This is a genomic window from Pseudomonas sp. EpS/L25, from assembly GCF_001512295.1.
Taxonomy (GTDB): domain Bacteria; phylum Pseudomonadota; class Gammaproteobacteria; order Pseudomonadales; family Pseudomonadaceae; genus Chryseomonas.
In genome coordinates, this window is record NZ_LNUP01000016.1 from 36,471 (window position 1) to 60,160 (window position 23,690).

Consider the following 23,690-nt stretch of genomic DNA (forward strand, 5'->3'; position numbering starts at 1 on the left):
CGCTCGCGGCCATGGCGGTTCGCCGATGTGACCGCTCCTGGTAGGAGCGGCCCATGGCCGCGATAGGCATTCAATTGGGCTCAGCGCCCCAGGTACACCTCGATCACCTGGTCGTTGGCCTGGACCTGGTCCAGCGAGCCTTCGGCCAGGACGTGGCCCTGGTGCAGCACGGTGACGTGGTCGGCGATGCTGCCGACGAAGCCCATGTCGTGCTCTACCACCATCAGCGAGTGCCTGGGCACCAGCGACTTGAACAGCTCGGCGGTGAATTCGGTCTCGGCGTCGGTCATGCCGGCCACCGGTTCGTCGAGCAGCAAGAGCTGCGGCTCCTGTACCAGCAGCATGCCGATCTCGAGGAATTGCTTCTGGCCATGGGAGAGCAGCCCGGCGGTGCGCCCGCGGGACTCCTGCAGGCGGATGGTGCTGAGCACCTCTTCCAGGCGATCGTGCCGTTCGCCGGAGAGCCGGGCGCGGAGGCTGGCCCAGACGCCCTTATCGGTCTTCTGCGCCAGTTCCAGGTTCTCCCAGACGGTCAGGGCCTCGAACACCGTGGGCTTCTGGAACTTGCGGCCGATGCCGGCCTGGGCGATCTGCACCGGTTGCAGGCGGGTGAGGTCCAGGGTCTCGCCGAACCAAGCGCTGCCGCGGTCGGGGCGGGTCTTGCCGGTGATGACGTCCATCATGGTGGTCTTGCCGGCGCCGTTGGGGCCGATGATGCAACGCAATTCGCCGACGCCGATGTAGAGATTGAGGTCGCGCAGGGCCTTGAAACCGTCGAAGCTGACCTCGATGCCTTCCAGGCTGAGGATGGTGCCGTGGCGGGTGTCCAGGCCCTTGCCGGCGCGATGGCCGAGGCCGCTGGCTTCGCCGCCGATGCCGGGGTCGAGCACCTCGGCGGCCAGAGGGGGAACGGGGGCGGCTTTCATGCGTCGCGCTCCTTCTTGATGAGGCCGATCACGCCACGCGGCAGGTAGAGGGTGACGACGATGAACAGGGCGCCGAGGAAGAACAGCCAGTACTCGGGGAAGGCCACGGTGAACCAGCTCTTGGCGCCATTGACGATGCCGGCGCCGAGCACCGGGCCGATCAGGCTGCCGCGTCCGCCGAGGGCGACCCAGATGGCGGCCTCGATGGAGTTGGTCGGGGCCATCTCGCTGGGGTTGATGATGCCCACCTGGGGTACGTAGAGCGCACCGGCCAGGCCGCAGAGCACCGCCGAGAGCACCCAGACGAACAGCTTGAAGCCACGCGGATCGTAGCCGCAGAAGGTCACCCGGTTCTCGGCGTCGCGGATCGCCGTGAGGATGCGGCCGAACTTGCTCTGCGCCAGGCGCCAGCCCAGCCAGAGACTGGCTACCAGCAGCGCCACGGTGAGGGCGAAGAGCACCGCGCGGGTACCCTGGGCCGCCACCGGGAAGCCCAGCAGGGTGGTGAAGCCGGTGAAGCCGTTGTTGCCGCCGAAGCCGGTCTCGTTGCGGAAGAACAGCAGCATGCCGGCGAAGGTCAGCGCCTGGGTCATGATGGAGAAGTAGACGCCCTTGATCTTGGAGCGGAAGGCGAAGAAGCCGAACGCCAGGGCCAGCAGACCGGGGGCGAGCACCACCAGGCACAGGGCCCAGAGGAAGTGGTCGGTGCCGGCCCAGAACCAGGGGTAGCTGGTCCAGGAGAGAAAGCTCATGAAGGGCGGCAGGCCATCGCCGGCGGCCTGCCGCATCAGGTACATGCCCATGGCGTAGCCGCCCAGGGCGAAGAACAACCCGTGGCCGAGGGAGAGCATCCCGGCGTAGCCCCAGACCAGGTCCAGGGCCAGGGCGACGATGGCGTAGCAGAGGATCTTGCCGACCAGGGTGAGGGTGTAAGCCGAGACCTGGAAGGGGTTGTCGGCGGGCAGCAGGGACAGCAGCGGCAGGGCGATCAGCACGGCGAGGGCCAGGCCGAGCACGGCCAGGCTCAGGCGCGGGCCGACCTTCTGCACGGCGGTAAGCGCGAGTGGCTGGTTCAATCGATGACCCTCCCCTTGAGGGCGAACAGGCCCTGGGGCCGTTTCTGGATGAACAGGATGATCAGGCCGAGGATGAGGATCTTGCCCAGCACGGCGCCGATCTGGGGTTCGAGGATCTTGTTGAGGATGCCCAGGCCGAAGGCCGCCAGCACGCTGCCGGCCAGTTGGCCGACGCCGCCCAGCACCACCACCAGGAAGGAGTCGATGATGTAGCTCTGGCCGAGGTCGGGGCCGACGTTGCCGATCTGCGACAGGGCCACGCCGCCGAGACCGGCGATGCCGGAGCCGAGGCCGAAGGCGAGCATGTCGATACGCCCGGTGGGCACGCCACAGCAGGCGGCCATGTTGCGATTCTGGGTCACGGCGCGCACGTTGAGACCCAGGCGGGTCTTGTTCAGCAGGGTCCAGGTCAGGACCAGCACGAAGACCACGAAGCCGAGGATGATCACCCGGTTCCACGGCAGCAGCAGGTTGGGCAGCACCTGGATGCCGCCGGACAGCCAGGCCGGGTTGGCCACCTCGACGTTCTGGGCGCCGAACAGCACCCGTACCGCCTGGATCAGCATCAGGCTGATGCCCCAGGTGGCCAGCAGGGTTTCCAACGGCCGGCCATAGAGATGGCGGATAACGGTGCGTTCGAGGGCCATGCCGATGGCGGCGGTGACCAGGAAGGCCATCGGCAGTGCCAACAGCGGATACCAGGCCAGCCACTCGGGCGCCAGGCGCTGCAGGGTCAGTTGCACCACGTAGGTGGTGTAGGCGCCGAGCATCAGCATCTCGCCGTGGGCCATGTTGATGACGCCGAGCAGGCCATAGGTGATGGCCAGGCCCAGGGCGGCCAGCAGCAGGATGGAGCCCAGCGACAGTCCGGTGAAGGCCTGGCCGAGCAGATCGCCCAGCAGCAGCTTGCGGTCTACCTGGGCAAGGCCCGTGGCGGCGGCCTTGCGGACGTCTTCGTTGGCTTCCACGGCGGGATCGAGCAGGGCCTGCAGACGGGTCTTGGCCTGGGGCTCGCCGGATTCGCCGAGCAGGCGCACCGCGGCCAGGCGCACCGCGGGGTCGGGATCGGTCAGTTGCAGATTGGCCAGGGCGGCGGCGAGGGCGGCCTTCACGTCCTTGTCCGCTTCGGTCTGCAGGCGTTTTTCCAGGAAGGGCCGCTGTTCGGGCTTGGCCTCCTGGCGCAGCGCCTGGGCGGCGGCCAGGCGCTGGGTGGCGTCACTGGAGAGCAGGCCGCCACTGGCCTGGGCAGCGCCGATGAGCACCCGCAGGCGGTTGTTCAGGCGGATCTGCTTGGGCGTGCCGACGGGCGCGGCGGTCTCGCCTTCGGCGGCGGCGAAGGTGTCGCCGGTCTTGTAGAAGGGACGCTTGGCGTCGTCGACGTAGAGGCGACCGTCCTGCAGTGCCTGGAGCACCGGGAGCTGGGCGGGATCGGGCGCGGCGGCCCAGTCCTGCAGGAGTTTGGCCTGGTCGCTGGCGCTGGCGGCGGCGAGGTCGGCGGCGGGGCCGGCCTGGACGGTGCCGGCGAGCAGCAACAGCAGGGGCAGAAGGAAAAGGCGTAGGGACATGCGCGGCCTCGTCTAAAGGTAAAGGCTCCGGCGCAGCGACGTGGAGCGTGCGGCGCGGCTGGCCTCGTTTCTGGTGCCGGGTGCCTGGCGGTTCGGCCGGGCGCTCTGGCGGCCTTCCCCCGGCTTTTTCCCGGAGGGAGAGGACGGAGCGGTGCGCTACCCTCACCCCAGCCCTCTCCCAGCGGGAGAGGGGGAAAGAGCAGCCTCACCCCGGAGCCCGGAGCCCGGAGCCCGGAGCCCGGAGCCCGGAGCCCGGAGCTGCCTGTCTTGCTCCCCTCGCCCCTTGGGAGAGGGGCCGGGGGTGAGGGCGGCCGTTACTTGCCGCTCTTCACCGGTTCGTCGGACTTCTTGTCGTTGCCGGGGATGTAGGGACTCCAGGGTTGGGCGCGGACCGGGCCGTCGGTCTGCCAGACGACGTTGAACTGACCGTCTTCCTGGACTTCGCCGATCATCACCGGCTTGTGCAGGTGGTGGTTCTTCTCGTCCATCTTCACGGTGTAGCCGTCCGGCGCGGCGAAGGTCTGGCCGGCCATGGCCTTGCGCACCTTGTCGACGTCGGTGCTGCCGGCCTTTTCCACCGCCTGGGCCCACATGTGGATGCCGATGTAGGTGGCTTCCATGGGGTCGTTGGTCACGGCGGTCTGGTAGTTGGGCAGGTTCTTGGCCTTGGCGTAGGCCTTCCAGGCCTCGACGAACTTCTTGTTCACCGGGTTATCCAGCGATTCGAAGTAGTTCCAGGCGGCCAGCTGGCCCACCAGCGGCTTGGTGTCGATGCCGCGCAGTTCTTCCTCGCCCACCGAGAAGGCCACCACGGGCACGTCGGTGGCCTTCAGGCCCTGGTTGCCCAGTTCCTTGTAGAAGGGCACGTTGGAGTCGCCGTTGATGGTGGAGACCACCGCGGTCTTGCCGCCGGCGGAGAACTTCTTGATGTTGGCGACGATGGTCTGGTAATCGCTGTGGCCGAAGGGGGTGTAGACCTCCTCGATGTCCTTGTCCTGGATGCCCTTGCTGTGCAGGAAGGATCTCAGGATCTTGTTGGTGGTGCGCGGGTAGACGTAGTCGGTGCCCAGCAGGAAGAAGCGCTTGGCGCCGCCGCCTTCTTCGCTCAGCAGGTATTCCACCGCCGGGATGGCCTGCTGGTTCGGCGCCGCGCCGGTGTAGAAGACGTTGGGCGACATCTCCTCGCCTTCGTACTGCACCGGGTAGAACAGCAGGCCGTTGAGTTCTTCATAGACCGGCAGGACCGACTTGCGCGACACGGAGGTCCAGCAGCCGAAGGTGACGGCGACCTTGTCCTGGGTCAGCAACTGGCGGCCCTTCTCGGCGAAAAGCGGCCAGTTGGAGGCCGGGTCGACCACCACGGGTTCGAGCTTCTTGCCCAGCACCCCGCCCTTGGCGTTGATCTCGTCGATGGTCATCAGCGCCATGTCCTTGAGCGAGGTCTCGGAGATGGCCATGGTGCCGGAGAGCGAATGCAGGATGCCGACCTTGATGGTGTCCGCGGCGTGGGCGGCGCTCCAGGGAAACAGGCCGCTCATGAGCAGGGCGCTGGCGGCGAGGGTGGACTTCAGTAGGGGGCGGCGCTTCATGCGAAAGGCTCCTGGCGACGTGCGCTGTTGTTGGGCTGGGCTCTGGGCCCGGCAGACGCCATTTCAGGATTTGTGCCAGCGGCCAGGCGACCGCGTGGGGGCCGGTGGCCACTGGCTTGACCGGCTGTTCAGGAATGGCTGCATGCACCGGTTTGGGGCTGCGCGGTGCGCGCAGGTCTGGCTTTGCACAGTACTGGTGCCGAGGGCAGATCCGTTGCCTTTCGCGCAACACGAAAGACCGAATGCCGTATTGGTGGTGATGCCAGGCGCCTCCCATACTCGATCGCAAGGGCTGGCCAGAGTGCCGGTCGACCGTCATCCGCGAAGAGAGGAACAGGGCATGGGCAGGCAGGTCGGGGTCATCGGACTCGGCAACATGGGCGGCAACATGGCGATCACCCTGGCGCGCAAGGGCGTGCCGGTCATCGGGCTGGACCCTTCCAGCGCCGCCTGCGAACGGGTCGCTGCCCAGGGCGTGGCCGTCGCCGGCGACCTGGCTGCCCTGGCCGCGAGCAGTGACGTCATCGTGCTGTCGCTGCCCAAGGCCGAGCACGTCGAGGCCGTATGTCTGGGCGAGGCGGGGCTGGTCAGCCGCGTGCGACCGGGCACCGTGGTTGTCGACACCACCACCTCCACTCCGGAGACCAGTCGCCGGGTGGCGGCGGCCTTCGCCGAGGTCGGCGCCGATTTCCTCGATGCCCCGGTCTCCGGCGGCCCCGCCGGTGCCGCGGCCGGCACCATGACCATGGTCATCGGCGGCAGCGAGGCGGCCCTGGCCAAGGCGTTGCCGGCCCTGGAAGCCATGAGCGCGACGCGGGTGCACATCGGCGCCGTGGGCGCCGGAAACATCGCCAAGATCGCCAACAACCTGCTGGCCGCCGCGCACCTGATCACCACCGCGGAGGCCGTCACCCTGGCCGCTCGCGCCGGCGTCGCGCCGGAGAAGCTGATCGAAGGCATCAACGCCGGTTCCGGGCGCAGCGCCGCCAGCCAAGCGATGTTCCCCACCTGGGTGCTGAACAAGGCCTACGACTCCGGTTTCACCATGGGCCTGATGCGCAAGGACGTGGGCCTGGCCCAGGACCTCATCGCCGAACTCGGTCTCGAGCTGCCGCTGGCCGCGGCTACCGCCCAGGCGTGGGCCGCCAGTGCTGAGACCCTGGCCGATGGCGAGGATTTCTGCGCCATCGTCCGACGCACCAGCGAAGACCTGTTCGGCAAGGGGGAATGATCATGATGAATGCCAAGACGCTGGAATTGCTCAAGCCCTTCTGGGGTGACCGCCAGCAGGTCGCCAGCTATGTGGATGGTGAATTCGTCGACGGCAGCGGCGAGCGGATCACCGTGCGCAACGCCCATGACGACAGCCCCGCTTATAGCTATCCCGATGCCGACCTGGCCGTGGTCGAGCGTGCCGATGCCGCCGCCCGCCGGGCGCGTGAGGAGTGGCGCGCCCTGACCGCCCAGGCACGCGGGCGCATCATCTACAAGGTAGGCGCCTTGATCCGTGAGGAGGCCGAGGCCCTGGCGCAACTGGAGTCCCAGACCGCCAACAAGCCGATCCGCGATGCCCGCGTGGAGGTGCTCAAGGTCGCCGAGATGTTCGAGTACTACGCCGGCTGGGCCGACAAGCTGCACGGCGAAGTCATCCCGGTGCCCACCAGCCATCTCAACTACGTGACCTACGAACCCCTGGGCACGGTGCTGCAGATCACCCCCTGGAACGCGCCGATCTTCACCGGTGGCTGGCAGATCGCGCCGGCCATCACCGCCGGCAACGCGGTGATCCTCAAGCCCTCCGAACTGACCCCGGTGACCTCGCTGCTGCTGGGCGTGCTGGTGGAACGCGCCGGGGCGCCCAAGGGCCTGGTCAACGTACTCGCCGGCCAGGGCCATACCGTGGGCCAACAGGTGATCGCCCACGCCGACATCCGCAAGGTGGTCTTCGTCGGCTCGCCGGCCACCGGCCGGCACATCGCCGCCGCCGCGGCCCAGCGTTGCATCCCGGTGGTGCTGGAGCTGGGTGGCAAGTCGGCCAACATCGTCTTCGAAGACGCCGACCTGGACCTGGCGGTGCGCGGCGCCCAGGCGGCGATCTTCTCCGGCGCCGGCCAGAGCTGCGTGTCCGGTTCGCGGCTGCTGGTGCAGGCGTCCATCTACGAGCGCTTCATCCAGGCCGTGGCCCGCGCCGCCAGCCAGTTCAAGGTGGGCGATCCGAGCGATCCCGAGACCCAGATCGGCCCGATTCACAACGCCAAGCAGTTCGCCCACGTGCGCACCATGGTGGAAGGGGCCCTGGGGGAAGGTGCGCGGCATGTCGCCAACGGCGTCGAGCCGCTGCCGGCCGGGACCGGCTACTACGTCAATCCCACCGTGTTGGCCGGTCACAATGGCCTGGCCTGCGCCCAGGAAGAGATCTTCGGGCCGGTGGTGGTGGCCATTCCGTTCAAGGACGAGGCCGAGGCCATTCGCATCGCCAACGACAGCCGCTTCGGCCTGGCCGGGGCGGTCTGGACCCGCGATGTCGGTCGCGCCCACCGGGTGGCCCGTGGCGTGCGCGCCGGCACCTTCTGGGTCAATGGCTACAAGACCATCCACGTCAGCTCGCCCTTCGGTGGCTACGGCGAGAGCGGCTATGGCCGCTCCTCCGGTCTCGACGCCCTGCGCGAATACAGTGAGGTGAAGAGCGTCTGGGTGGAAACCGCCGCGGTGCCCGCCGCCGGCTTCGGCTACGGCGCCAGCCTGGAGTAACGGATGACCATCCATCAAGCCTTGTTGGACGACGCCCGCCGCTGGCGTCGCGATTTCCACGCCCATCCGGAACTGGGTTTCGCCGAGCACCGCACCGCGGCGCGGGTGGCCGAATTGCTGGAGGGCTTCGGCCTGGAGGTCCATCGTGGCCTCGGTGGCACCGGCGTGGTCGGGGTGCTGCGGCATGGCGAGGGCCCCAGCCTGGGGCTGCGCGCCGACATGGACGCCCTGCCGATGCAGGAGGTGGGGGACGTTCCCTACAGATCCACCGCTGCCGGGCGCATGCATGCCTGCGGGCATGACGGCCACACCGCTATCCTGCTAGCCACGGCCCGCTACCTCAGCGAGAACCGTGACTTCCGCGGCACCCTCTATTTCGTCTTTCAGCCCGCCGAGGAAAACCTCGGCGGCGCGCAGCGGATGATCGAGGACGGCCTGTTCGAACGCTTCCCCATGGACGCCCTCTACGGCCTGCACAACTGGCCGGGACTGCCGGCCGGCCAGGTAGTGGTCAATCCGGGCGCCATGATGGCCTCGCTGGACACCTTCGCCATCACCCTGACCGGCAAGGGCTGCCACGCGGCCATGCCCGAGCGCGGACGCGATCCCATCGTCGCCGCCGCGGACCTGATCCTGCAGCTGCAGACCATCGTCGCCCGGCGGATCTCGCCGCTGGCGTCCGCGGTGGTCAGCGTGACCATGCTGGAAGCGGGGGAGGCGATCAACGTCATTCCCGAGGTGGCGCGACTCAAGGGTACGGTGCGCTGCCTGGATGGCGCGGTGCGCGCCGAGGTGGAGCGGCTGATCGGCGAGATCGTCGCCCAGGCGCCGCTGGCCCAGGGTGTACGCGGCGAGCTGGAGTTCACCCGGGGTTATCCGGTGACCCAGAACCATCCCGCCCAAGCGGCGCGGGTGCGCGAGGCGGCGGTGAAGGCCTTCGGTGCCGAACGGGTCAGCGACGGCGTGCCACCGTCCATGGCCTCCGAGGACTTCGCCTTCATGCTGGCGGCGCGTCCCGGGGCCTATCTCTGGCTGGGCGTCGACGGCGAGCAGCCCTCGGCACCCCTGCACAACCCGGCCTATGACTTCAATGACGCCATCATCGAGCCGGCGGTGCGGCTGTGGGCCGAGTTGGTGCGGCAGGAGTTGCCAATCTGAGTGCCTTTCAGCGTCCGTTCAAAGGCTTGCGAGCCAGAGCCAAGCAGGGCCTGGGCGGCCCCACGAAAACAGTTGAGGAGGCGGATCGGACTCGCGCTCGACCGGGCTCGCGTGCGAGTTTACGAAGGGTGATCGAGCATTCCGACGGGGCCACCTAGGTGGGGCGGGCGATCCCGACTGTTTTCAACGCGGTTTGACCGACGCGCAGCCGGCTTTGGGCAGGCGCTCAGCGAAAGGCGGTCATCTGCTGCACCAGGCTCGCCCTGAGTTCGTCCGCCGCGCGGCTGAGCTTGCGGCCCAGGCGGGTGACCAGCTCGACATGGGCGCGGGCGAAGCCCGGATCGGCCAGGGGCAGGGCGCGCAGGGCGCCGCTGTCCAGCTCCTGGGTGGCGGCGAACAATGGCAGCAGGGTCACGCCGCCTTCGCGTGCATAGTGCTTGAGCAGGGCGAAGGTATTGCAGGTGAGGGTCGGTGCCAGGCGCAGGCCGGCGGCCTGCTCCACGGCGTCGAGCATCTGGCGGATGCCGTAGGAAATCTCCGGCAGCGCCAGACGGTGCCGAGCCAGTTCGTCCAGGCTCACGGGCCCCTGCGTCCTGGCCAGCGGATGCTCCGGGGCCACCAGCGCATAGAGCGGCTGCGGCCGGCTGCCGTGTACCCGCAGGTGCGGATCGCGGGGCGGATTGAACACCAGCCCCAGGTGCGCCTCGTCTTCCACTACCTGGCGGATCACCTCGTTGGTGCCCACCACGTTGACCCGTACCTCGATCTCCGGATGCCGCGCGGAGAAGTCCCCCAGGGTATGCGACAGGTCGCCGATGAAGCCCTCGCCGATGGCCAGCACCACATTGCCGGTGCGCAGGCCCTGGAGGTCGGCGATGGCGTCTCTCAGGCCGTCGAGCTGGGTCTGGCGCTGGCGGAAGTAGTCCAGGACGAGCTGGCCGGCCTCGGTCGGGGTGATGCCGCGGCGGTGTCTTTCGATGAGGTCGACGCCCAGTTCGGCCTCGACCTGGGCGATCTGGCGACTGACCGCGGACGGGGCGATGTCCAGGGCGTCGGCGGCGGCGCGCACGCTGCCCAGGCGCACGGCCTCGACGAAGTAATGCAGGCGCTGTTCGTGAATTCCACGCATCCTTGTGTTCTCGTAAAGGCAACGGAAAAGGCGGTTTCCAGTATTGGAGAGAGAACAGGCCGCTGTCCATACTCCAGCCAAGACCACGGCCGCCCCGGCCTGGACGAGGCCAGCGGCGCAGTGGCCCAGAAATACGGAAAACCTCGAAGAAGACGCTGTTCTTCCCGTTCTTCCGGCTCTGGCAAGCCCCTGTGTACCCTCGACCAGCCCACCTAGAACGGCCGGGTCACGCTCCCCTGCGGAGCCTTCGTTTCTGCCCAGCGAGCCCAGGAGCGGCCAACAAAACGTAGCGAGCGGTTGTCAGGCGGGTGCGCGCGGCGCGCGGGAACCGCAGTGTACGAGCGGTACATGAGGATTCCGAGCACCGCACGCGCCCGTCTGGCGGACGCGCAGTAGTTTTGTTGGTCGTTCCAAGACGTTCGCGTCTGCCAACCATACCAACAACCGAGCCCGCGAGTGGGCCGCAGGGGGGAAGAATGAGCGCCAATCCGACTCTGGCCGTCGGCCAGGAACGAGCCGTCAGCGATACCGTGAAACTCTATGTCTGGGCGGCGGTGGTGCTGCTCATCGCCGAGCTGATCGGCTCGGTCAGTATCCCGTTGGGGCCGGGCAAGGTGGTGCTGCTGCCAATGATCTGGGCCCTCTTGCTCGGCGCGGCGGTCGGCCTGATGGGCAAACGTCTGCCGCAGGGCTTGAGTGTCAGTCGTAGCGCCCAGGTGCGCTCGGCGGCCATCCTGCAGTACGCCTTGCTGATCTTCATCGCCAAGCTCGGCTTGGTGGTGGGTGGTTCCTTGCCCACGGTGATCGCCGCCGGCTGGGCGCTGGCCTTCCAGGAGCTGGGCCATTTCGTCGGCACCATCCTGCTCGGGCTGCCTGTGGCGCTGCTGCTGGGCATCAAGCGCGAGGCCATCGGCGCCACCTTCTCGGTGGGGCGCGAACCGAGCCTGGCGATCATCGGTGAACGCTACGGCATGGACTCCCCGGAGGGCCGCGGCGTGCTCGCCGAGTACCTCACCGGCACCCTGATCGGCGCGGTGTTCATGGCCATCGTCGCCGGCTTCATCGCCAGCCTGAATCTCTTCCACCCCTATTCCCTGGCCATGGGCGCCGGCATCGGTTCGGGCAGCATCATGGCCGCCGCGGCCGGTGCGGTGGCGGCCCAGCAGACCCCCGAGGTGGCCAAGGAGGTCATGGCGCTGGCCGCCGCGGCCAACCTGATCACCACCACCCTGGGTACCTATTTCACCCTGTTCATCTCCCTGCCGCTGGCGGTCTGGGGCTATCGGGTGCTGGAGCCGCGCATCGGCCGGACGACCAAGGCCTCCTTCGCCCAGAGCGAGGTGGACGAGACGGTGGTGGACGAGCCGGTGGAACTGGGATGGTCGGGACGCCTGAGTGCCTGGTTCGCTGCGGCCGGCCTGGCCCTGCTTGGCACCTTCGTGGCCGCCAAGGCGCTGCCGGCTGCCGCCCTCGCCGCGGTGACGCTGATGATCGGCGCGGCCGTCATCGGCGAGCTGCTCTGCCAACTATTCCGCCGCAAGGTGCCGGCGGTGTGCTGGGTGTCGCTGGTGGCCATGTTCCTCACCTCGCCCTGGTGCCCGCTGGCGCCGCAGATCACCGCCGCCTCCAACAGCGTCGGGGTGCTGGCGGTCATCACCCCCATGCTGGCGTTCGCCGGCCTGTCCATCGCCAAGGACATCCCGGCCTTCCGCCGCCTCGGCTGGCGCATCGTGCTGGTTTCCCTGATCGCCAGCTTCGGGACCTTCATCGGCGCGGTGTTCATTGCTGAGCTGTTCCACTAGTGTGGTGTTTCAGAAGTTCGCGCAAGAATTGGCGAGTGATTTTTTGGTCTGGGCCAGGCGCCGCGACAAGTCATAGCAGAGCTATGGCGAGGAGTGGCAACGCCGCCCAGGCCGAAAAAGCGCCGCCAAAATTGTGTAGTTAACTTCTGAAACACCACACTAGGAGCCTGTTCATAACCTGCTGCGCGTCGGCCAAACTGCGTTGCAAACAGTCGGGGTCACCCGCCCCACCTAGGCGGCCCCTTCGGAATGCTCATTTACCCTTCGTAAACTCGCACGCGAGCCCGGTCCGCTTCCTCAACTGTTTTCGCCTAGTTTGTCCCTAGCTCGCGAGATTATGAAAAGGCTCCAAGATGCCTGGCCCCGGTCGCCGTACCGGGGCCGGGCGTCCATACTGCAGCCTTCTGTCCCTGGAGGTTTCCATGCAGTCCGATGCCCGCTCCCTCGCGTCCTACATCGACCACACCCTGCTCGCGCCCGATGCCAGTCGGGCGCGCATCGCCCAGCTGTGCGCCGAGGCCAGGACCCACGGCTTCTATTCGGTGTGCGTGAATTCCGCCCAGGTACCCCATGCCGCGGCGCAGCTGGCCGGCAGTGCGGTCAAGGTCTGCGCGGTGGTGGGCTTTCCGCTGGGCGCCGGGCTGAGCGCGGCCAAGGCCTTCGAGGCCGAGCAGGCCATCGCCGCCGGGGCCGGGGAGATCGACATGGTGCTCAATATCGGCTGGCTCAAGGATGGCCTGCTGGACGAGGTGTCCGCCGACATCGCCGCGGTGTTGGCCGCCTGTGGTGAGGTGCCGCTCAAGGTGATCCTGGAGACCGGTCTGCTCGACGATGAGCAGAAGCGCCAGGCCTGCCGAATCTGTCGCGACCTCGGAGTGGCCTTCGTCAAGACCTCGACCGGTTTCGGCCACGGCGGTGCGACCCTGGAGGACGTGCGGCTGATGCGCGAAGAGGTGGGCCCGGAAATGGGCGTGAAGGCCTCCGGCGGCGTACGTGACCGCGCCACCGCCCTGGCCATGCTGGAAGCCGGCGCGACCCGGCTGGGCACCAGTTCGGGCGTGGCCATCGTCAGTGGCGGCGAGGGCGGGGCGGGGTATTGACGATCGCCGCGCGCGCCCGGCGCCTTGTCACATGCCTGTGGCACTCCTCGACCCCTGCCGCGATCAGCGCATCGCGCTGGAGGTCGACCGACGACACCCGCAGGTAACCCACCAGCATGAGCGACCAACCCTCCCGCCGCCGTTGGAACGAGGCGACAGAGTTTTTCGTGCAGGTCGGGCGTACTTCGGGATCGGTTCGCATCGTCCCGGCCCGGTCACGCGGAAATCGCCTGTTTGCCGTCACGCCAGGCCACACATGCTGCGGAAGCTGGCAGGGGAAAGCGGCTCGAGTGTGGACGGTTGCAACGGCTTCAGGGCCATTGCGGGGCATCAACCCGACAAGACGCTATCCCATCATGACGGGGAGACGACTTGCTCTTGCCGCTGTGCTCACCGTCGTGGCTCCTCCTACTGCCTGCTTTATCCCTGAGGCAGTTCTAGCCTATTGGTCCATGGCCACCGGTCCTTACGATTTTTTTGCAGCGTATTCAATGCACTAGTCTTTTGAGTGGCGACCTTTGGTGCCGTTCTGATGCTAGGCCGTCGATCTGAATAGCCGGCAATCCGCCTCCAGCCTTTTCCAGTCGCCATCATCTCGGGGCGCGCCAAAGCATATGATTTGTGCTCCTTTTATGTAGCGCCCTGCCGGCGCGTCGGCCGCGGCATCCCAATTATCGCGACGTACAGGTTGGCCAGCGTCGCGGGCGGCGCCGTACGTGCCACAGCACAATCCATCTGTAATCACCGGATTAGACGCTTTCTGTTGACAGCGGTGATCGGCTCGATCTAGCTTGGCGGCTATTCATCAGGGGCGCCGTCACATGAGTCAGGATGCAGTCGATATCGCGCCGGAAAAACCTGTTCTTCCTCGAATCATCATTGCCGGACTGGTCTATGTCGGACTCGCGATGAGCTTCAACGCGACAAGCCTCATACTCCGTCTGAACGGCGAGGTGCCCCTGGCGCCGACCGCGCTGGTCAAGGCAACGATCCTGTTCGCCGTCTATCTGGCGGTGCTGTTCGCCGGCTGGCGCGGGTACGATCGGACCTATCGCATCGGCATGGCGCTGTTCGTGCTGGTGCTGCCGGTCATCGGCATAATTCCACACGTCCAGCGCGGCTTCCTGCCCGATCTCTACCATTCGCAGGTGAGCTGGGCCGGCGCGATCGCGATCAACAGCTTCGGCATCACCGTCAGTGCGATCGGCGCCATCATCGGCGCCCGCAGGACGTCGACGGTGCGCGGCCGCTGAAACACCGGACGTCCCTCAGGCGCCGCAGAGCGTCGGGGCGGCCACCGGGAAATGACCTTTTCACCGGACAAGCGGTAATCGTGACCAGAGTAAGGTAGGACGAACGTAGGTTGGGCTGAGCGCAGCAAAGCCCAACAGTGCTGCGGTTGAGTTCTCTGTTGGGCTTCGGCGATGGAGCTGTCTCAGCCCAACCTACGAATGCGCCCGCGCTACGAGCGTTGTCCGGCTGGCGCGGTGCCGCAGGTTGGGTCGAGCGAAGGCGAAGCCCAACGGTGCCGGGGTCGATTTCGTAGATACCCTCTCTCCCACCAATTACAACAGGTCCGCTAAAGGGCCTGTCGTGGTTGATAAGGTGTTGTGTCTTGAGCACGCCGTAGGCGATCTGCAGCAGTTTGCGCACGGCCGCGCCTAGGGCACTCATGCGAGGTTTACCGCGTGCCAACAGGCGTTCGTACATCCCTTTGGCAACGATGGCCCCCCTGTATAGCTTGGCCCTGATGCGTGGCGAGCCGGCCTTGCTCGGCACCGTGCGTCCCTGCACCGACTTACCGGATTGCCAGGGACGGGGTACCAGGCCGACGAAGGCGGTACATTGTCGTGCGCTGCTGAAGTCGCGACGGTGCAGCAGAGCCAACAGATGGCGCGACAGCACCTCGCCGATCCCGCCAATGCTCTGCAGCAACGCCCGATCACGCTTGAGATCATCATGCCGATCGAGGTGGTCGTCGATATCCTGGCGAACCCGCGCCGCCTCCTGTTGCAGAGCCTTCACCAGGTTGTCGATAGCGGCCAGTACGCCCAGGCTTCCCACTGACCTCGGCCTTGTCGCGCCGGTTGAGTTCGCGTTGCAGATCCTCTTGCAGCGCCTCATGGCGAGCGATCAGCGCCTTGAGTTCGCGAACCTCGCGGCGCTCTGGCGTCCAAGGGTGTACGGGCTGGGTGGCGCCATAGCGCGCCAGGATCAGGCTGTCCTGCTTGTCGGTCTTGCCTTGCACGCCCGGGCTACGGCGTATTCGCGTACCCGCGCAGGATCGAGGACGAAGATCTGGACGCCACGATCATGGAGGTAGAGCGCCAGCGCCTCTTGATAGACCCCGGTCGTTTCGAGGAAGACCTGCAGCTGCTCCATCGTCTCCCCCCGTCTGGGCGCAACACCAGTCGATCAGTTCGGCGAATCCTGCGGGCCGATTGGCGAAGACCTTGGTCATCACTTTCAGGCTGCGGACGTCTCGCAGCTACAGACGGTCGAATTTCTGCTTGCTGATGTCGATACCGATGATCGCCATTTCTCGCTCCTTGTCTAGTGCATACCGCCTCACTCCCCGGGAGGGGCCTGGATACCATTCAGGATGTGGAGAAAGGGCGCCGGCAGGCACACTCTACGAGACAGTATCGGGTGCTCAGGTTGGGTAGGTGCTTAGCTGGCTCCGGGTGATGCGGTAGCTAATCCCATTACCCAGGAGAGATACGAGGTTGGGCTTCGCGGGGCTCAGCCCAACCTACGAATGCCCTACAGCCCAACCTACGCCAGGCTACCCCGGCCCTTGGCGATACAGCTTGGAATCACTGAAATCCCCCGGCGTCAGGACCTCACCCACCAGGATCAGCGCGGTACGGCGGAAATCCTTGTCCCGCGCCCGTTCGACGATGTCGGCCAGGATGCCCCGAACGCTGTCCTGGTCCGGCCAGCTGGCGCGGTGGACGATGGCCACCGGGCAGGCGGGGCCATAGTGCGGCAGGAGGTCGGCGACGATGCGCTCCAGCTGGCCGACGCCGAGGTGGATGGCCAGGGTCGCGCGATGCCGCGCCAGGTCGGCCAGCGCCTCGCCTTCCGGCATGGCCGTGCGACTGGCATAGCGGGTGAGGATCACCGTCTGGCTGACCCCGGGCAGGGTCAGTTCGCAGCCCAGCAGGGCGGCGCAGGCGGCGGTGGCGGTGACGCCGGGGACGATCTCATAGGGAATGCCCAGCGCCTGCAGGCGACGGATCTGCTCGCCGATGGCGCCGTACAGCGAGGGATCGCCGGAGTGCACCCGGGCCACGTCCTGGCCACGGGCATGGGCGACGGCCAGATGGCCGACGATGGCATCCAGATCCAGATGAGCGGTATCGATCATCGTCTCGGCACTATGGCCTTCCAGCACCGCGGCCGGCACCAGGGAGCCGGCATAGAGGATCACCGGGCACTGGCGGATCAGTCGCTGGCCCTTGACGGTGATGAGGTCGGGATCGCCGGGGCCGGCGCCGATGAAATGGACGGTCATGGGGTTTCCTCGGTCAGGGCGGCGAGCAGTTCGGCGACGCTGGCGAATTCGCGGTCGACGGTGGGCAACTCGGGGCGGCGCAGGATCAGCACCGGCAGGCCGCGTTCGCGGGCCACCTGCAACTTGGGCTGGGTGGCGGCGCTGCCACTGTTCTTGCTGATCAGCACATCGAAGTCGCCCGCGGCGAACAGCGCGCGCTCGGCCTCCAGGGCGAAGGGACCGCGGTCGGCGATGATCCGCGCCCGGGCATGGCCGGGATGGGCGTCGAGCAGGCGCAGGGTCCAGAACTGCCCCGCGGGAATCTCCTGGAGATGTTCCAGGGGTTCGCGACCCAGGGTGAAGAAGGGGCGGGTGAAGGAAGCAAGCGCGGTCTGGAGTTCGTTCCAGTCGGCCACTTCGCGCCAGTCATCGCCGGGACCTGCCTGCCAGCCCGGGCGGCGCAGGGCCCAGCAGGGGATGCCGGCGCGGGTCGCGGCCCGGGCGGCGTTATGGCTGATCTGGGCGGCGTAGGGATGGGTGGCGTCCAGCAGCAGCTCGATGCCCTCACTGCGGAGAAAGGCGGCCAGGCCTGCGGCGCCGCCGTAGCCACCGACCCGCACCGGGCAGGGTAGGTCCTGGGGCACGCGACCGAGGCCGGCCAGGCTGTAGAGGGCGTCCGCCGGCAGCGTGTGGGCGATGGCCAGGGCCTCGGTGGTGCCGCCGAGCAGGAGGATCTTCATCGTATTGTTCCCAAGCGGGTGGCCGGGCGCGCCCTCACCCCCGGCCCTTCTCCCGGGGGGAGAGGGGAGCAAAGCCGGCGCCTGGGACTGAGCTGTGCAGTAGGAATCCTGGTCTCGCAGGCGGCTTTCCCGCCGGTCATTGCAGCTTGCTCAGAAAGAGTAGAAGGCGTTAGCCCGGGCGCTAGACTTCCAACCCACCACCGAACGACCCCCACGCCCCTACGGGGAGAGGGGTGTGGTGAGGGGGCAAGGCGCTGCTTACCGCCGCGGATCAAAGGGTCACACCAAGCCACCCCCTCTCCCCTCGGGGAGAGGGTTGGGGTGAGGGCGCCACGTCCAACACTCACGACTTAACCACCTCCAGCAAGGTGATGGGCAGCGCCGCACGCCAGGTGTCGAAGGCGCCGAGTGGTTGCGCCTGGGCCACCTGCAGGCGAGTCAGGTCGCCGCCGTGGTCTTCGCGAAAGGTCACCAGGGCGGCTTCGGTCTGCAGGGTCACGGCATTGGCGACCAGGCGGCCGCCGGGGCGCAAGGCGGCCCAGCAGGCGTCCAGCACGCCAGGGGCGGTGAGGCCGCCGCCGATGAAGATGGCGTCCGGGGTGGCCAGGCCGGCCAGGGCCTCCGGCGCCTGGCCGGCCACCAGTTGCAGCGTCGGTGCGCCGAGGTGATCGCGGTTGTGCAGGATATGGGCCTGGCGTCCGGCGTCGGCTTCGATGGCCAGTACCCGGCAACTGGGATGGCTGCGGGCCCATTCGATACCGATGGAGCCGCAGCCGGCGCCTACGTCCCACAGCAGTTCGCCAGGGCGCGGCGCCAGGCGCGCCAGGGTCACGGCGCGCACGTCTCGCTTGGTCAGTTGGCCGTCGTGGCGGTAGGCCGTATCCGGCAGGCCGGGGGTGAGGGGCAGGCCCGTCTCGCTGGTCTCGCTCAGGACCTCGATGGCGACCAGGTTGAGCGCGGCCGCCTCCGCCAACGACCAGTCCTGGGCCCGACCGGCGATCCGTCTTTCCAGGGGACCGCCCAGGTGCTCCAGTACCTGCAGCTGGCTGGCACCGAAGCCTTGCGCCACCAGCAGGGCGGCCAGGGCGGCGGGACTGTGGCCATCGTTGCTCAACACCAGCAGGCGTGCGCCAGGATGCAGATGGCGCACGACGGCGGCCAGGGGCCGGGCTACCACCGACAGGAGCGCCACCTCCTGCAGCGGCCAGCCCAGACGGGCGGCGGCCAGGGAGTAGGAGGAGGGCGCCGGCAACACCTGCAATTCGTCGGCCGACAACTGGCGCGAAAGACTTGCCCCGACCCCGAACAGCATGGGGTCGCCGCTGGCCAGCACGCAGACGGGGGCGCCGCGTCGGTCCAGCACCGGGGCCAGGGCGAAGGGCTGCGGCCAGGGCTCGCGGGTGGCGCGGATGCAGGGTGGCAGCAGGGCCAGCTGGCGCGGACCGCCGATGACGACCTGCGCCTCCAGCAGGGCGCGGCGGGCCTGCTTGCCGAGGCCGGGGTAGCCGTCTTCGCCGATACCCACCACGGTCAGCCAGGGGATCATGAACAAACCTCATCGAACGTCAGCCGACCGGGCGTTTTCAAGGGGTCGGGCAAAGCGGGCATAATAGCGGCTTTCTCCGTCCAGCCCGACCTTCCGCCGTGAATCCTCCATCTTCCTCCGCCCTCGTCCCGCGGCCTTCGGCCTGTCCGGGATTGCTGCGCATCGTGCCCGCGCGCGATGGCGGCCTGTGCCGAGTGAAGTTGCCGGGTGGCCGGCTCACGGCAGGCCAGGCACGGGCCATCGCCGCCGCCAGCGAGCGCTGGGCGAATGGGGTATTGGAGCTGACCAACAGAGCCAATCTGCAATTGCGTGGCATACGCCCGGACGGCGCCGTGGCCCTGGTGGCCGAGTTGCAGGGCGCTGGTCTCGGACCGGCCGACCCGGCCGCCGACGACGTGCGCAATCTGCTGCTCAGTCCGGCGGCGGGTCGTGATCCACAGCAGCTGTGCGACGTCCGCCCCCTGGCCGCCGAGTTGCTCGCCCTGCTGGAAGGCGACCGCCGGCTGCATGGCCTGTCGCCCAAGTTCGCCCTGCAACTGGACGGCGGCGAGGCCCTGGCGCGGCTCGATCATCCCCATGACGTCTGGCTGTCGGCTCGCGCCGAGGGCTACGTCCTCGGCCTGGCCGGTACACCGCAGGATGTGCCTGTCGCCCTGATTCCCGAAGGACGCGAGGTAGCGACGGTCGCGCGACTGCTGCACCGCTTCCTTGACCTGGCCAGCCCCGAGCAGGGCCGGATGCGCCAATTGCTGGCACAGCACCCGGCCGAGGGGCTGCTGGCGGGACTGGACCTGCTCCCCGTCCCCGCCAGTCCACGCGCGCCGGCTGAAATCGCGCTACGCCTGGGTAGTCATCCGCAGCGCCAAGCCGGCTTCCATTGGGTCGGCGCCCAACCCGCCCTGGGTCGACTGCCAGCCGCGAGCCTGGCCGCGGTCGCCGACCTGGCCGAGCGACTGGGCAAGGACGAATTGCACCTCACCCCCTGGCAGGGCCTGCTGCTACCCGACGTGCCGGCCGACAAGGCCCTGGAGCTGCTCACGGCCTTGGCCAACTTGGCCCTGACCACCGATCCCGCCGCACCCCTGGCCCGGCTGGTCGCCTGTACCGGCAGCGCGGGCTGCGCCAAGGGCCAGGCCGACACCAAGGGCGATGCCCTGCGCCTGGCCGAGCGGCTGCCGGCGGACGTCGAGGTGCACCTCTCCGGTTGCCCACGCAGTTGCGCCCTGGCCGGCCAGGCGCCCCACACCCTCTTGGCGGTGGCCCCCGGTCGCTATGACCTCTTCGTGCGCGACGCCACCCTGCCCGGTCCGGGCCGGCGGCGCGCTACCCAACTATCCCTCGACGAGGCCGCCGCCTGGCTGGCCCGGAGCCCTAGTGATGCTTGAATATGAACGCGACGGCCAGGCGATCTATCGCCAATCCTTCGCTACCATCCGCGCCGAGGCCGATCTCTCGGCCATCCCCGCCGACCTGGAAAAGCTCGCCGTGCGGGTGATCCACGCCTGCGGCATGGTCGACGTGGTCCAGGACCTGGCCTTTTCCCCGGGTGCCGGCGCGGCCGGTCGCGCGGCCCTGGCGGCCGGCGCGCCCATCCTCTGCGATGCGCGCATGGTCGCCGAGGGGGTCACTCGCACCCGCTTGCCAGCGAACAACCCGGTGATCTGCACCCTGCACGACGACGGCATCCGTGAGCTGGCGCTGGAGAAGGGCAACACCCGTTCGGCGGTGGCCCTGGAGCGCTGGCGGCCGCACCTGGCCGGCAGCGTGGTGGTGATCGGCAATGCCCCCACCGCCTTGTTCTACCTGCTGGAAATGCTCGATGCCGGGGCGCCCAGGCCGGCGCTGATCCTTGGCATGCCGGTGGGCTTCGTCGGCGCCAGGGAATCCAAGGACGCCCTGGCCGCCGACAGCCGCGGCGTGCCCTACGTCATCGTCCGTGGCCGCCGAGGTGGCAGCGCCATGGCCGCCGCGGCGGTCAATGCCCTGGCCACGGAGGTGGAGTGATGGCTGGCCGCCTGCTCGGTCTGGGCGTCGGCCCCGGCGATCCGGAACTCATCACCCTCAAGGCCCTGCGCCTGCTGCAGGGTGCGCCGGTGGTAGCCTATTTCGTCGCCAAGGCCAAGGCCAACGTCGGCCAGGGCGGCAATGCCTTCGGCGTCATCGAAGGCTATCTGCAGGCGGGCCAGCAGCGGCTGCCGCTGGTCTATCCGGTAACCACCGAGAAGCTGGCGCCGCCGCTGTCCTACGAGACGGTGATCGCCGACTTCTACGACACCGCCGCCGCCCAGGTGGCCGACCATCTGGACGCCGGCCGCGACGTGGCGGTGATCTGCGAGGGCGATCCCTTCTTCTACGGCTCCTACATGTACCTGCACGACCGCCTGGCCGAGCGCTACGAGGCCCAGGTGGTGCCCGGGGTCTGCTCCATGCTCGGCGGCGTGGCCATGCTCGGCCTGCCGCTGGTCTATCGCAACCAGACGCTCACGGTGCTCTCCGGGGTGCTCTCCGCGGACGAGCTCAAGGCGCGTCTGCAAAGCGCCGACGCCGCCGTGGTGATGAAGCTTGGCCGCAACTTCGACAAGGTGCGCCAAGTCCTGCGTGACCTGGGCCTGGACCAGCGCGCCCGCTATATCGAGCGCGCCACCATGGACAACCAGCGCATCGTCGCGCTGGACGAGGTCGAGCCCATGGCTTCGCCCTATTTCTCGCTGGTGGTGGTGCCGGGGGTGAAATGGAAGGGTTGAGCCCGGCCATCGTCATCCTCGGACCCGGCGCCCTGGCCACTGCCCGCCGCTTGCAGGCCGGCCTGCCGGGCAGCCTGGTGCACGGCCTCACCGGCCGGGTCGAGGGCGATGTCAGCTACAGTGCCTTCGGCGACCACCTGCGTGACCTCTATCGCCAGCAGCGCCCGCTGGTGGTGCTCTGCGCCGCCGGCATCGTCATCCGCACCCTGGCGCCTCTGCTGGACGACAAGACCGCCGAGCCGCCGGTGCTCGCCGTGGCCGAGGACGGCAGCGCCGTGGTGCCGCTGCTGGGCGGCCTGGCCGGCGCCAATCGCCTGGCCCGTCAGTTGAGTACCTTGCTGGACGTGGCCCCGGCCATTACCACCAGTGGCGAGCTGAGATTCGGCACCTGCCTGCTCGATCCGCCGGTCGGCTATGCCCTGGCCGACGTCGACGTGGCCAAGCACCGGGTGGCCGATCTGCTGGCCGGTGAACCGGTGCGCATCGAGGGCGAGGCGCCCTGGCTGGACGAGGTACCCCTGGCGCGCGATCCCGCCGCTCGCCAGCGCATCCTGGTCTCGCCGCTGGCCAGTACCGACGACCACACCCTCCTGATCCATCCCCGTGCCGTGCTGGTGGCGGTGCGCGCCGATGCCAGCGCTGCCACGGTCAGCGAGCGACTCGCCCGCGCCGGCTATGCCCCGGGCGCCATGGCAGGACTGTTGGCGCGCGCCGAGGACATGACCGACCTGCGCCTGGCCGCGCTGGCCGACGCCCTGAGCCTGCCACTGCGCTTCGTTAATAATACCACCCCTGAATTTGCTGGGCAGGCCGTGATGCGAGCCCAGGGGGAGGGTGTCGCCTTGTATCTGCACCCGGCGCCGCTGGAGATCGACCGCCTCGGCCAACGTCGCGGACGCCTCAGCGTGGTGGGCCTCGGTCCCGGTGCGGCCGACCTCCTGGCACCGGTGGTGCGTCGCGCCCTGGACCAGGCCCAGGACGTGCTCGGCTACGCGACCTACGTGAAGATGGCCGGCCCGCTGCGCCCGGACCAACTGACCCATGCCAGCGACAATCGCGAAGAATTGCAGCGCGCCCGCCATGCCTTCGAACTGGCCGCCAGCGGTCGCCAGGTGGTCATGGTGTCGTCGGGCGACCCCGGTGTCTTCGCCATGGCCGCCGCGGTGCTGGAGGTGCTGGAAGGTGCCGACGACCCGCGCTGGGCGGCGGTGGAACTGGAGATCCTGCCGGGCATCACCGCGGCCATGGCCAGTGCCGCCCTGGCCGGGGCGCCCCTGGGCCACGACTTCTGCCTGATCTCCCTGTCCGACAATCTCAAGCCCTGGTCGGTGATCGAGCAGCGCCTGCGCCAGGCCGCCGCGGCGGACCTGGCCATGGCCTTCTACAACCCCATCTCCAAGGCCCGTCCGCACCAGCTGGACCGGGCGCTGGACGTCCTGCGCAGTTGCCGTCCGGCGCTCACTCCGGTGATCCTCGGCCGCGATGTCGGTCGTCCCGGTGGCGGTCTCGAGTACACCAGCCTCGGCGCCCTGCGCAGCGAGATGGTGGATTCGCGCACCCTGGTGATCCTCGGCTCCAGCCATACCCGCCGCTTTCCGCGGGCCGATGGTGGTGAATGGGTCTATACGCCGCGTTGGTATGATACGGAGCTGTTATAAAGTAACATTTAGTGCTTGAATCCTGGTCGCCGCTGGCTCACCCTCGGCGACCCTCTTAGAACCTGATCACGATCTCGCGAGCTAGAGCCAAACAAGGCGCAACGACCAACGGGAGTAACAGCCAACGGCTGGCCCTTAGGGTAAGCGCCAGCGAATCAAATGGCTGAGGAAGCGGATCGGACCCGCACTCGGGTTTACGAATGGTAAATGAGCATTGCGACGGGACCGCCCAGGTGGGGCTGGCCTTCCAGGCCATTTTCAACGCCGTTTGGCCGACGCGCAGCAGATCGTGGACAGGTTCTTAGATTCCCTGGCGGGAAGCCGGTGCAACTCCGGCGCGGTCGCGCCACTGTGAGCTTCGCGAGAAGCAAGCCAGACCTCGCCAGGGGACATCCATCAACCACCAGGGA

The 23,690-nt window shown here is 68.1% G+C and carries 20 protein-coding genes, 1 other RNA gene, 1 pseudogene and 1 riboswitch; of the genes and pseudogenes, 11 read left to right on the forward strand and 11 right to left on the reverse strand.

What is annotated here, in order from left to right; genetic code table 11:
* Positions 1-80 precede the first annotated feature (80 nt).
* The 4 genes from urtD to urtA form a co-directional block, all read right to left on the reverse strand.
* Positions 81-926 (reverse strand): urea ABC transporter ATP-binding protein UrtD, encoded by an 846-nt coding sequence (urtD, locus tag AR540_RS20700; RefSeq protein WP_059231693.1) that lies wholly within the window; start codon positions 924-926, stop codon positions 81-83.
* Positions 923-2,002, reverse strand: a complete 1,080-nt coding sequence (gene urtC / locus AR540_RS20705) for an urea ABC transporter permease subunit UrtC (RefSeq protein WP_059231695.1) — start codon at positions 2,000-2,002, stop codon at positions 923-925. Before urtC ends, urtD begins: the two co-directional genes overlap by 4 nt.
* Complete coding sequence (urtB, locus tag AR540_RS20710) at positions 1,999-3,567, reverse strand: urea ABC transporter permease subunit UrtB (protein ID WP_059231698.1); 1,569 nt, start codon at positions 3,565-3,567, stop codon at positions 1,999-2,001. The genes urtC and urtB overlap by 4 nt, the downstream gene beginning before the upstream one ends.
* A gap of 314 nt (positions 3,568-3,881) precedes the next feature.
* Entirely contained in the window at positions 3,882-5,156 is a 1,275-nt protein-coding gene (gene urtA, locus AR540_RS20715; protein WP_059231700.1) for an urea ABC transporter substrate-binding protein, read from the reverse strand.
* Positions 5,157-5,457: 301 nt separating this feature from the next.
* Here urtA and AR540_RS20720 point away from each other — a divergent pair, with 301 nt between their 5' ends.
* From AR540_RS20720 to AR540_RS20730, 3 genes are read left to right on the forward strand one after another with little or no spacing between them, the layout of a single operon-like run.
* Positions 5,458-6,387 (forward strand): NAD(P)-dependent oxidoreductase, encoded by a 930-nt coding sequence (locus AR540_RS20720; RefSeq protein WP_442963809.1) that lies wholly within the window; start codon positions 5,458-5,460, stop codon positions 6,385-6,387.
* A 2-nt stretch (positions 6,388-6,389) separates the two neighbouring features.
* Positions 6,390-7,907, forward strand: coding sequence for an aldehyde dehydrogenase family protein (locus AR540_RS20725; protein ID WP_153014291.1), 1,518 nt, complete (start codon positions 6,390-6,392; stop codon positions 7,905-7,907).
* 3 nt (positions 7,908-7,910) lie between these two features.
* The gene (locus AR540_RS20730) at positions 7,911-9,065 is read left to right on the forward strand and encodes a M20 aminoacylase family protein (RefSeq protein ID WP_059231706.1); all 1,155 of its coding nucleotides are present in this window, start codon (positions 7,911-7,913) and stop codon (positions 9,063-9,065) included.
* Between the two features lie 226 nt (positions 9,066-9,291).
* Here the strand turns inward: AR540_RS20730 and AR540_RS20735 are convergent, their stop codons facing one another.
* Together AR540_RS20735 and AR540_RS20740 are read right to left on the reverse strand one after the other, a co-directional pair.
* Positions 9,292-10,194 carry a LysR family transcriptional regulator gene (locus tag AR540_RS20735; protein ID WP_059231708.1) on the reverse strand — a complete coding sequence of 301 codons (903 nt, stop codon included), beginning with the start codon at positions 10,192-10,194 and terminating at the stop codon, positions 9,292-9,294.
* Between the two features lie 274 nt (positions 10,195-10,468).
* A non-coding RNA gene (locus AR540_RS20740) (sX9 sRNA) lies at positions 10,469-10,544 on the reverse strand.
* A gap of 126 nt (positions 10,545-10,670) precedes the next feature.
* Between AR540_RS20740 and AR540_RS20745 the strand changes: the two genes are divergently transcribed.
* The 3 genes from AR540_RS20745 to AR540_RS20755 all read left to right on the forward strand — a co-directional run bounded on the left by AR540_RS20745 (position 10,671) and on the right by AR540_RS20755 (position 14,349).
* Positions 10,671-11,996 (forward strand): DUF3100 domain-containing protein, encoded by a 1,326-nt coding sequence (locus AR540_RS20745; RefSeq protein ID WP_059231711.1) that lies wholly within the window; start codon positions 10,671-10,673, stop codon positions 11,994-11,996.
* 422 nt (positions 11,997-12,418) lie between these two features.
* Positions 12,419-13,096 (forward strand): deoxyribose-phosphate aldolase, encoded by a 678-nt coding sequence (gene deoC / locus AR540_RS20750; protein ID WP_059231713.1) that lies wholly within the window; start codon positions 12,419-12,421, stop codon positions 13,094-13,096.
* An 821-nt stretch (positions 13,097-13,917) separates the two neighbouring features.
* Complete coding sequence (locus AR540_RS20755) at positions 13,918-14,349, forward strand: hypothetical protein (protein WP_153014292.1); 432 nt, start codon at positions 13,918-13,920, stop codon at positions 14,347-14,349.
* Here the strand turns inward: AR540_RS20755 and AR540_RS26685 are convergent.
* Entirely contained in the window at positions 14,309-15,001 is a 693-nt protein-coding gene (locus AR540_RS26685; protein WP_442963811.1) for a transposase, read from the reverse strand. The two genes, AR540_RS20755 and AR540_RS26685, sit on opposite strands and share 41 nt — an antisense overlap.
* Here AR540_RS26685 and AR540_RS26140 point away from each other — a divergent pair.
* A complete protein-coding gene (locus AR540_RS26140; protein ID WP_236712106.1) occupies positions 14,987-15,163 on the forward strand; it encodes a hypothetical protein in 177 nt (58 codons plus the stop codon). The two genes, AR540_RS26685 and AR540_RS26140, sit on opposite strands and share 15 nt — an antisense overlap.
* Before the next feature lie 28 nt (positions 15,164-15,191).
* Here AR540_RS26140 and AR540_RS26690 read toward each other — a convergent pair.
* From AR540_RS26690 to AR540_RS20775, 4 genes and pseudogenes are all read right to left on the reverse strand, one after another.
* Positions 15,192-15,362: pseudogene (locus AR540_RS26690) on the reverse strand (IS110 family transposase); the annotation flags it as partial.
* 519 nt (positions 15,363-15,881) lie between these two features.
* On the reverse strand, positions 15,882-16,613 hold the full coding sequence (cobM, locus tag AR540_RS20765; protein WP_059231715.1) for a precorrin-4 C(11)-methyltransferase: 732 nt from the start codon (positions 16,611-16,613) through the stop codon (positions 15,882-15,884).
* Positions 16,610-17,332: a cobalt-precorrin-6A reductase gene (locus AR540_RS20770; RefSeq protein ID WP_059231717.1), complete on the reverse strand. Its 723-nt coding sequence runs from the start codon at positions 17,330-17,332 to the stop codon at positions 16,610-16,612. Before AR540_RS20770 ends, cobM begins: the two co-directional genes overlap by 4 nt.
* A gap of 343 nt (positions 17,333-17,675) precedes the next feature.
* Complete coding sequence (locus AR540_RS20775) at positions 17,676-18,878, reverse strand: bifunctional cobalt-precorrin-7 (C(5))-methyltransferase/cobalt-precorrin-6B (C(15))-methyltransferase (RefSeq protein ID WP_059231720.1); 1,203 nt, start codon at positions 18,876-18,878, stop codon at positions 17,676-17,678.
* A gap of 98 nt (positions 18,879-18,976) precedes the next feature.
* Between AR540_RS20775 and cobG the strand changes: the two genes are divergently transcribed.
* Genes cobG through cobJ form a run of 4 tightly spaced genes read left to right on the forward strand, consistent with a single transcriptional unit; the run spans position 18,977 to position 23,280 of the window.
* Entirely contained in the window at positions 18,977-20,263 is a 1,287-nt protein-coding gene (gene cobG / locus AR540_RS20780) for a precorrin-3B synthase (protein ID WP_059231721.1), read from the forward strand.
* Positions 20,256-20,882: a precorrin-8X methylmutase gene (locus AR540_RS20785; protein WP_059231723.1), complete on the forward strand. Its 627-nt coding sequence runs from the start codon at positions 20,256-20,258 to the stop codon at positions 20,880-20,882. The genes cobG and AR540_RS20785 overlap by 8 nt, the downstream gene beginning before the upstream one ends.
* Complete coding sequence (locus tag AR540_RS20790) at positions 20,882-21,622, forward strand: precorrin-2 C(20)-methyltransferase (RefSeq protein WP_059231725.1); 741 nt, start codon at positions 20,882-20,884, stop codon at positions 21,620-21,622. The genes AR540_RS20785 and AR540_RS20790 overlap by 1 nt, the downstream gene beginning before the upstream one ends.
* Positions 21,610-23,280 carry a precorrin-3B C(17)-methyltransferase gene (gene cobJ, locus AR540_RS20795; protein WP_059231727.1) on the forward strand — a complete coding sequence of 557 codons (1,671 nt, stop codon included), beginning with the start codon at positions 21,610-21,612 and terminating at the stop codon, positions 23,278-23,280. Before AR540_RS20790 ends, cobJ begins: the two co-directional genes overlap by 13 nt.
* A gap of 316 nt (positions 23,281-23,596) precedes the next feature.
* Positions 23,597-23,671, forward strand: a riboswitch (cobalamin riboswitch).
* The last annotated feature ends 19 nt before the right edge of the window (positions 23,672-23,690 follow it).

Bases quoted from the DNA above. Each gene is read 5' to 3' on its own strand.
- urtB (WP_059231698.1), bottom strand. From the start codon at position 3,567: ATGTCCCTACGCCTTTTCCTTCTGCCCCTGCTGTTGCTGCTCGCCGGC.
- AR540_RS26140 (WP_236712106.1), top strand. From the start codon at position 14,987: ATGGCGCGACAGCACCTCGCCGATCCCGCCAATGCTCTGCAGCAACGC.
- AR540_RS20730 (WP_059231706.1), top strand. From the start codon at position 7,911: ATGACCATCCATCAAGCCTTGTTGGACGACGCCCGCCGCTGGCGTCGC.
- deoC (WP_059231713.1), top strand. From the start codon at position 12,419: ATGCAGTCCGATGCCCGCTCCCTCGCGTCCTACATCGACCACACCCTG.
- AR540_RS20770 (WP_059231717.1), bottom strand. From the start codon at position 17,332: ATGAAGATCCTCCTGCTCGGCGGCACCACCGAGGCCCTGGCCATCGCC.
- urtA (WP_059231700.1), bottom strand. From the start codon at position 5,156: ATGAAGCGCCGCCCCCTACTGAAGTCCACCCTCGCCGCCAGCGCCCTG.
- AR540_RS20745 (WP_059231711.1), top strand. From the start codon at position 10,671: ATGAGCGCCAATCCGACTCTGGCCGTCGGCCAGGAACGAGCCGTCAGC.
- AR540_RS20725 (WP_153014291.1), top strand. From the start codon at position 6,390: ATGATGAATGCCAAGACGCTGGAATTGCTCAAGCCCTTCTGGGGTGAC.
- cobM (WP_059231715.1), bottom strand. From the start codon at position 16,613: ATGACCGTCCATTTCATCGGCGCCGGCCCCGGCGATCCCGACCTCATC.
- AR540_RS20785 (WP_059231723.1), top strand. From the start codon at position 20,256: ATGCTTGAATATGAACGCGACGGCCAGGCGATCTATCGCCAATCCTTC.
- urtD (WP_059231693.1), bottom strand. From the start codon at position 926: ATGAAAGCCGCCCCCGTTCCCCCTCTGGCCGCCGAGGTGCTCGACCCC.
- AR540_RS20790 (WP_059231725.1), top strand. From the start codon at position 20,882: ATGGCTGGCCGCCTGCTCGGTCTGGGCGTCGGCCCCGGCGATCCGGAA.
- AR540_RS20735 (WP_059231708.1), bottom strand. From the start codon at position 10,194: ATGCGTGGAATTCACGAACAGCGCCTGCATTACTTCGTCGAGGCCGTG.
- AR540_RS20775 (WP_059231720.1), bottom strand. From the start codon at position 18,878: ATGATCCCCTGGCTGACCGTGGTGGGTATCGGCGAAGACGGCTACCCC.
- AR540_RS20755 (WP_153014292.1), top strand. From the start codon at position 13,918: ATGAGTCAGGATGCAGTCGATATCGCGCCGGAAAAACCTGTTCTTCCT.
- cobJ (WP_059231727.1), top strand. From the start codon at position 21,610: ATGGAAGGGTTGAGCCCGGCCATCGTCATCCTCGGACCCGGCGCCCTG.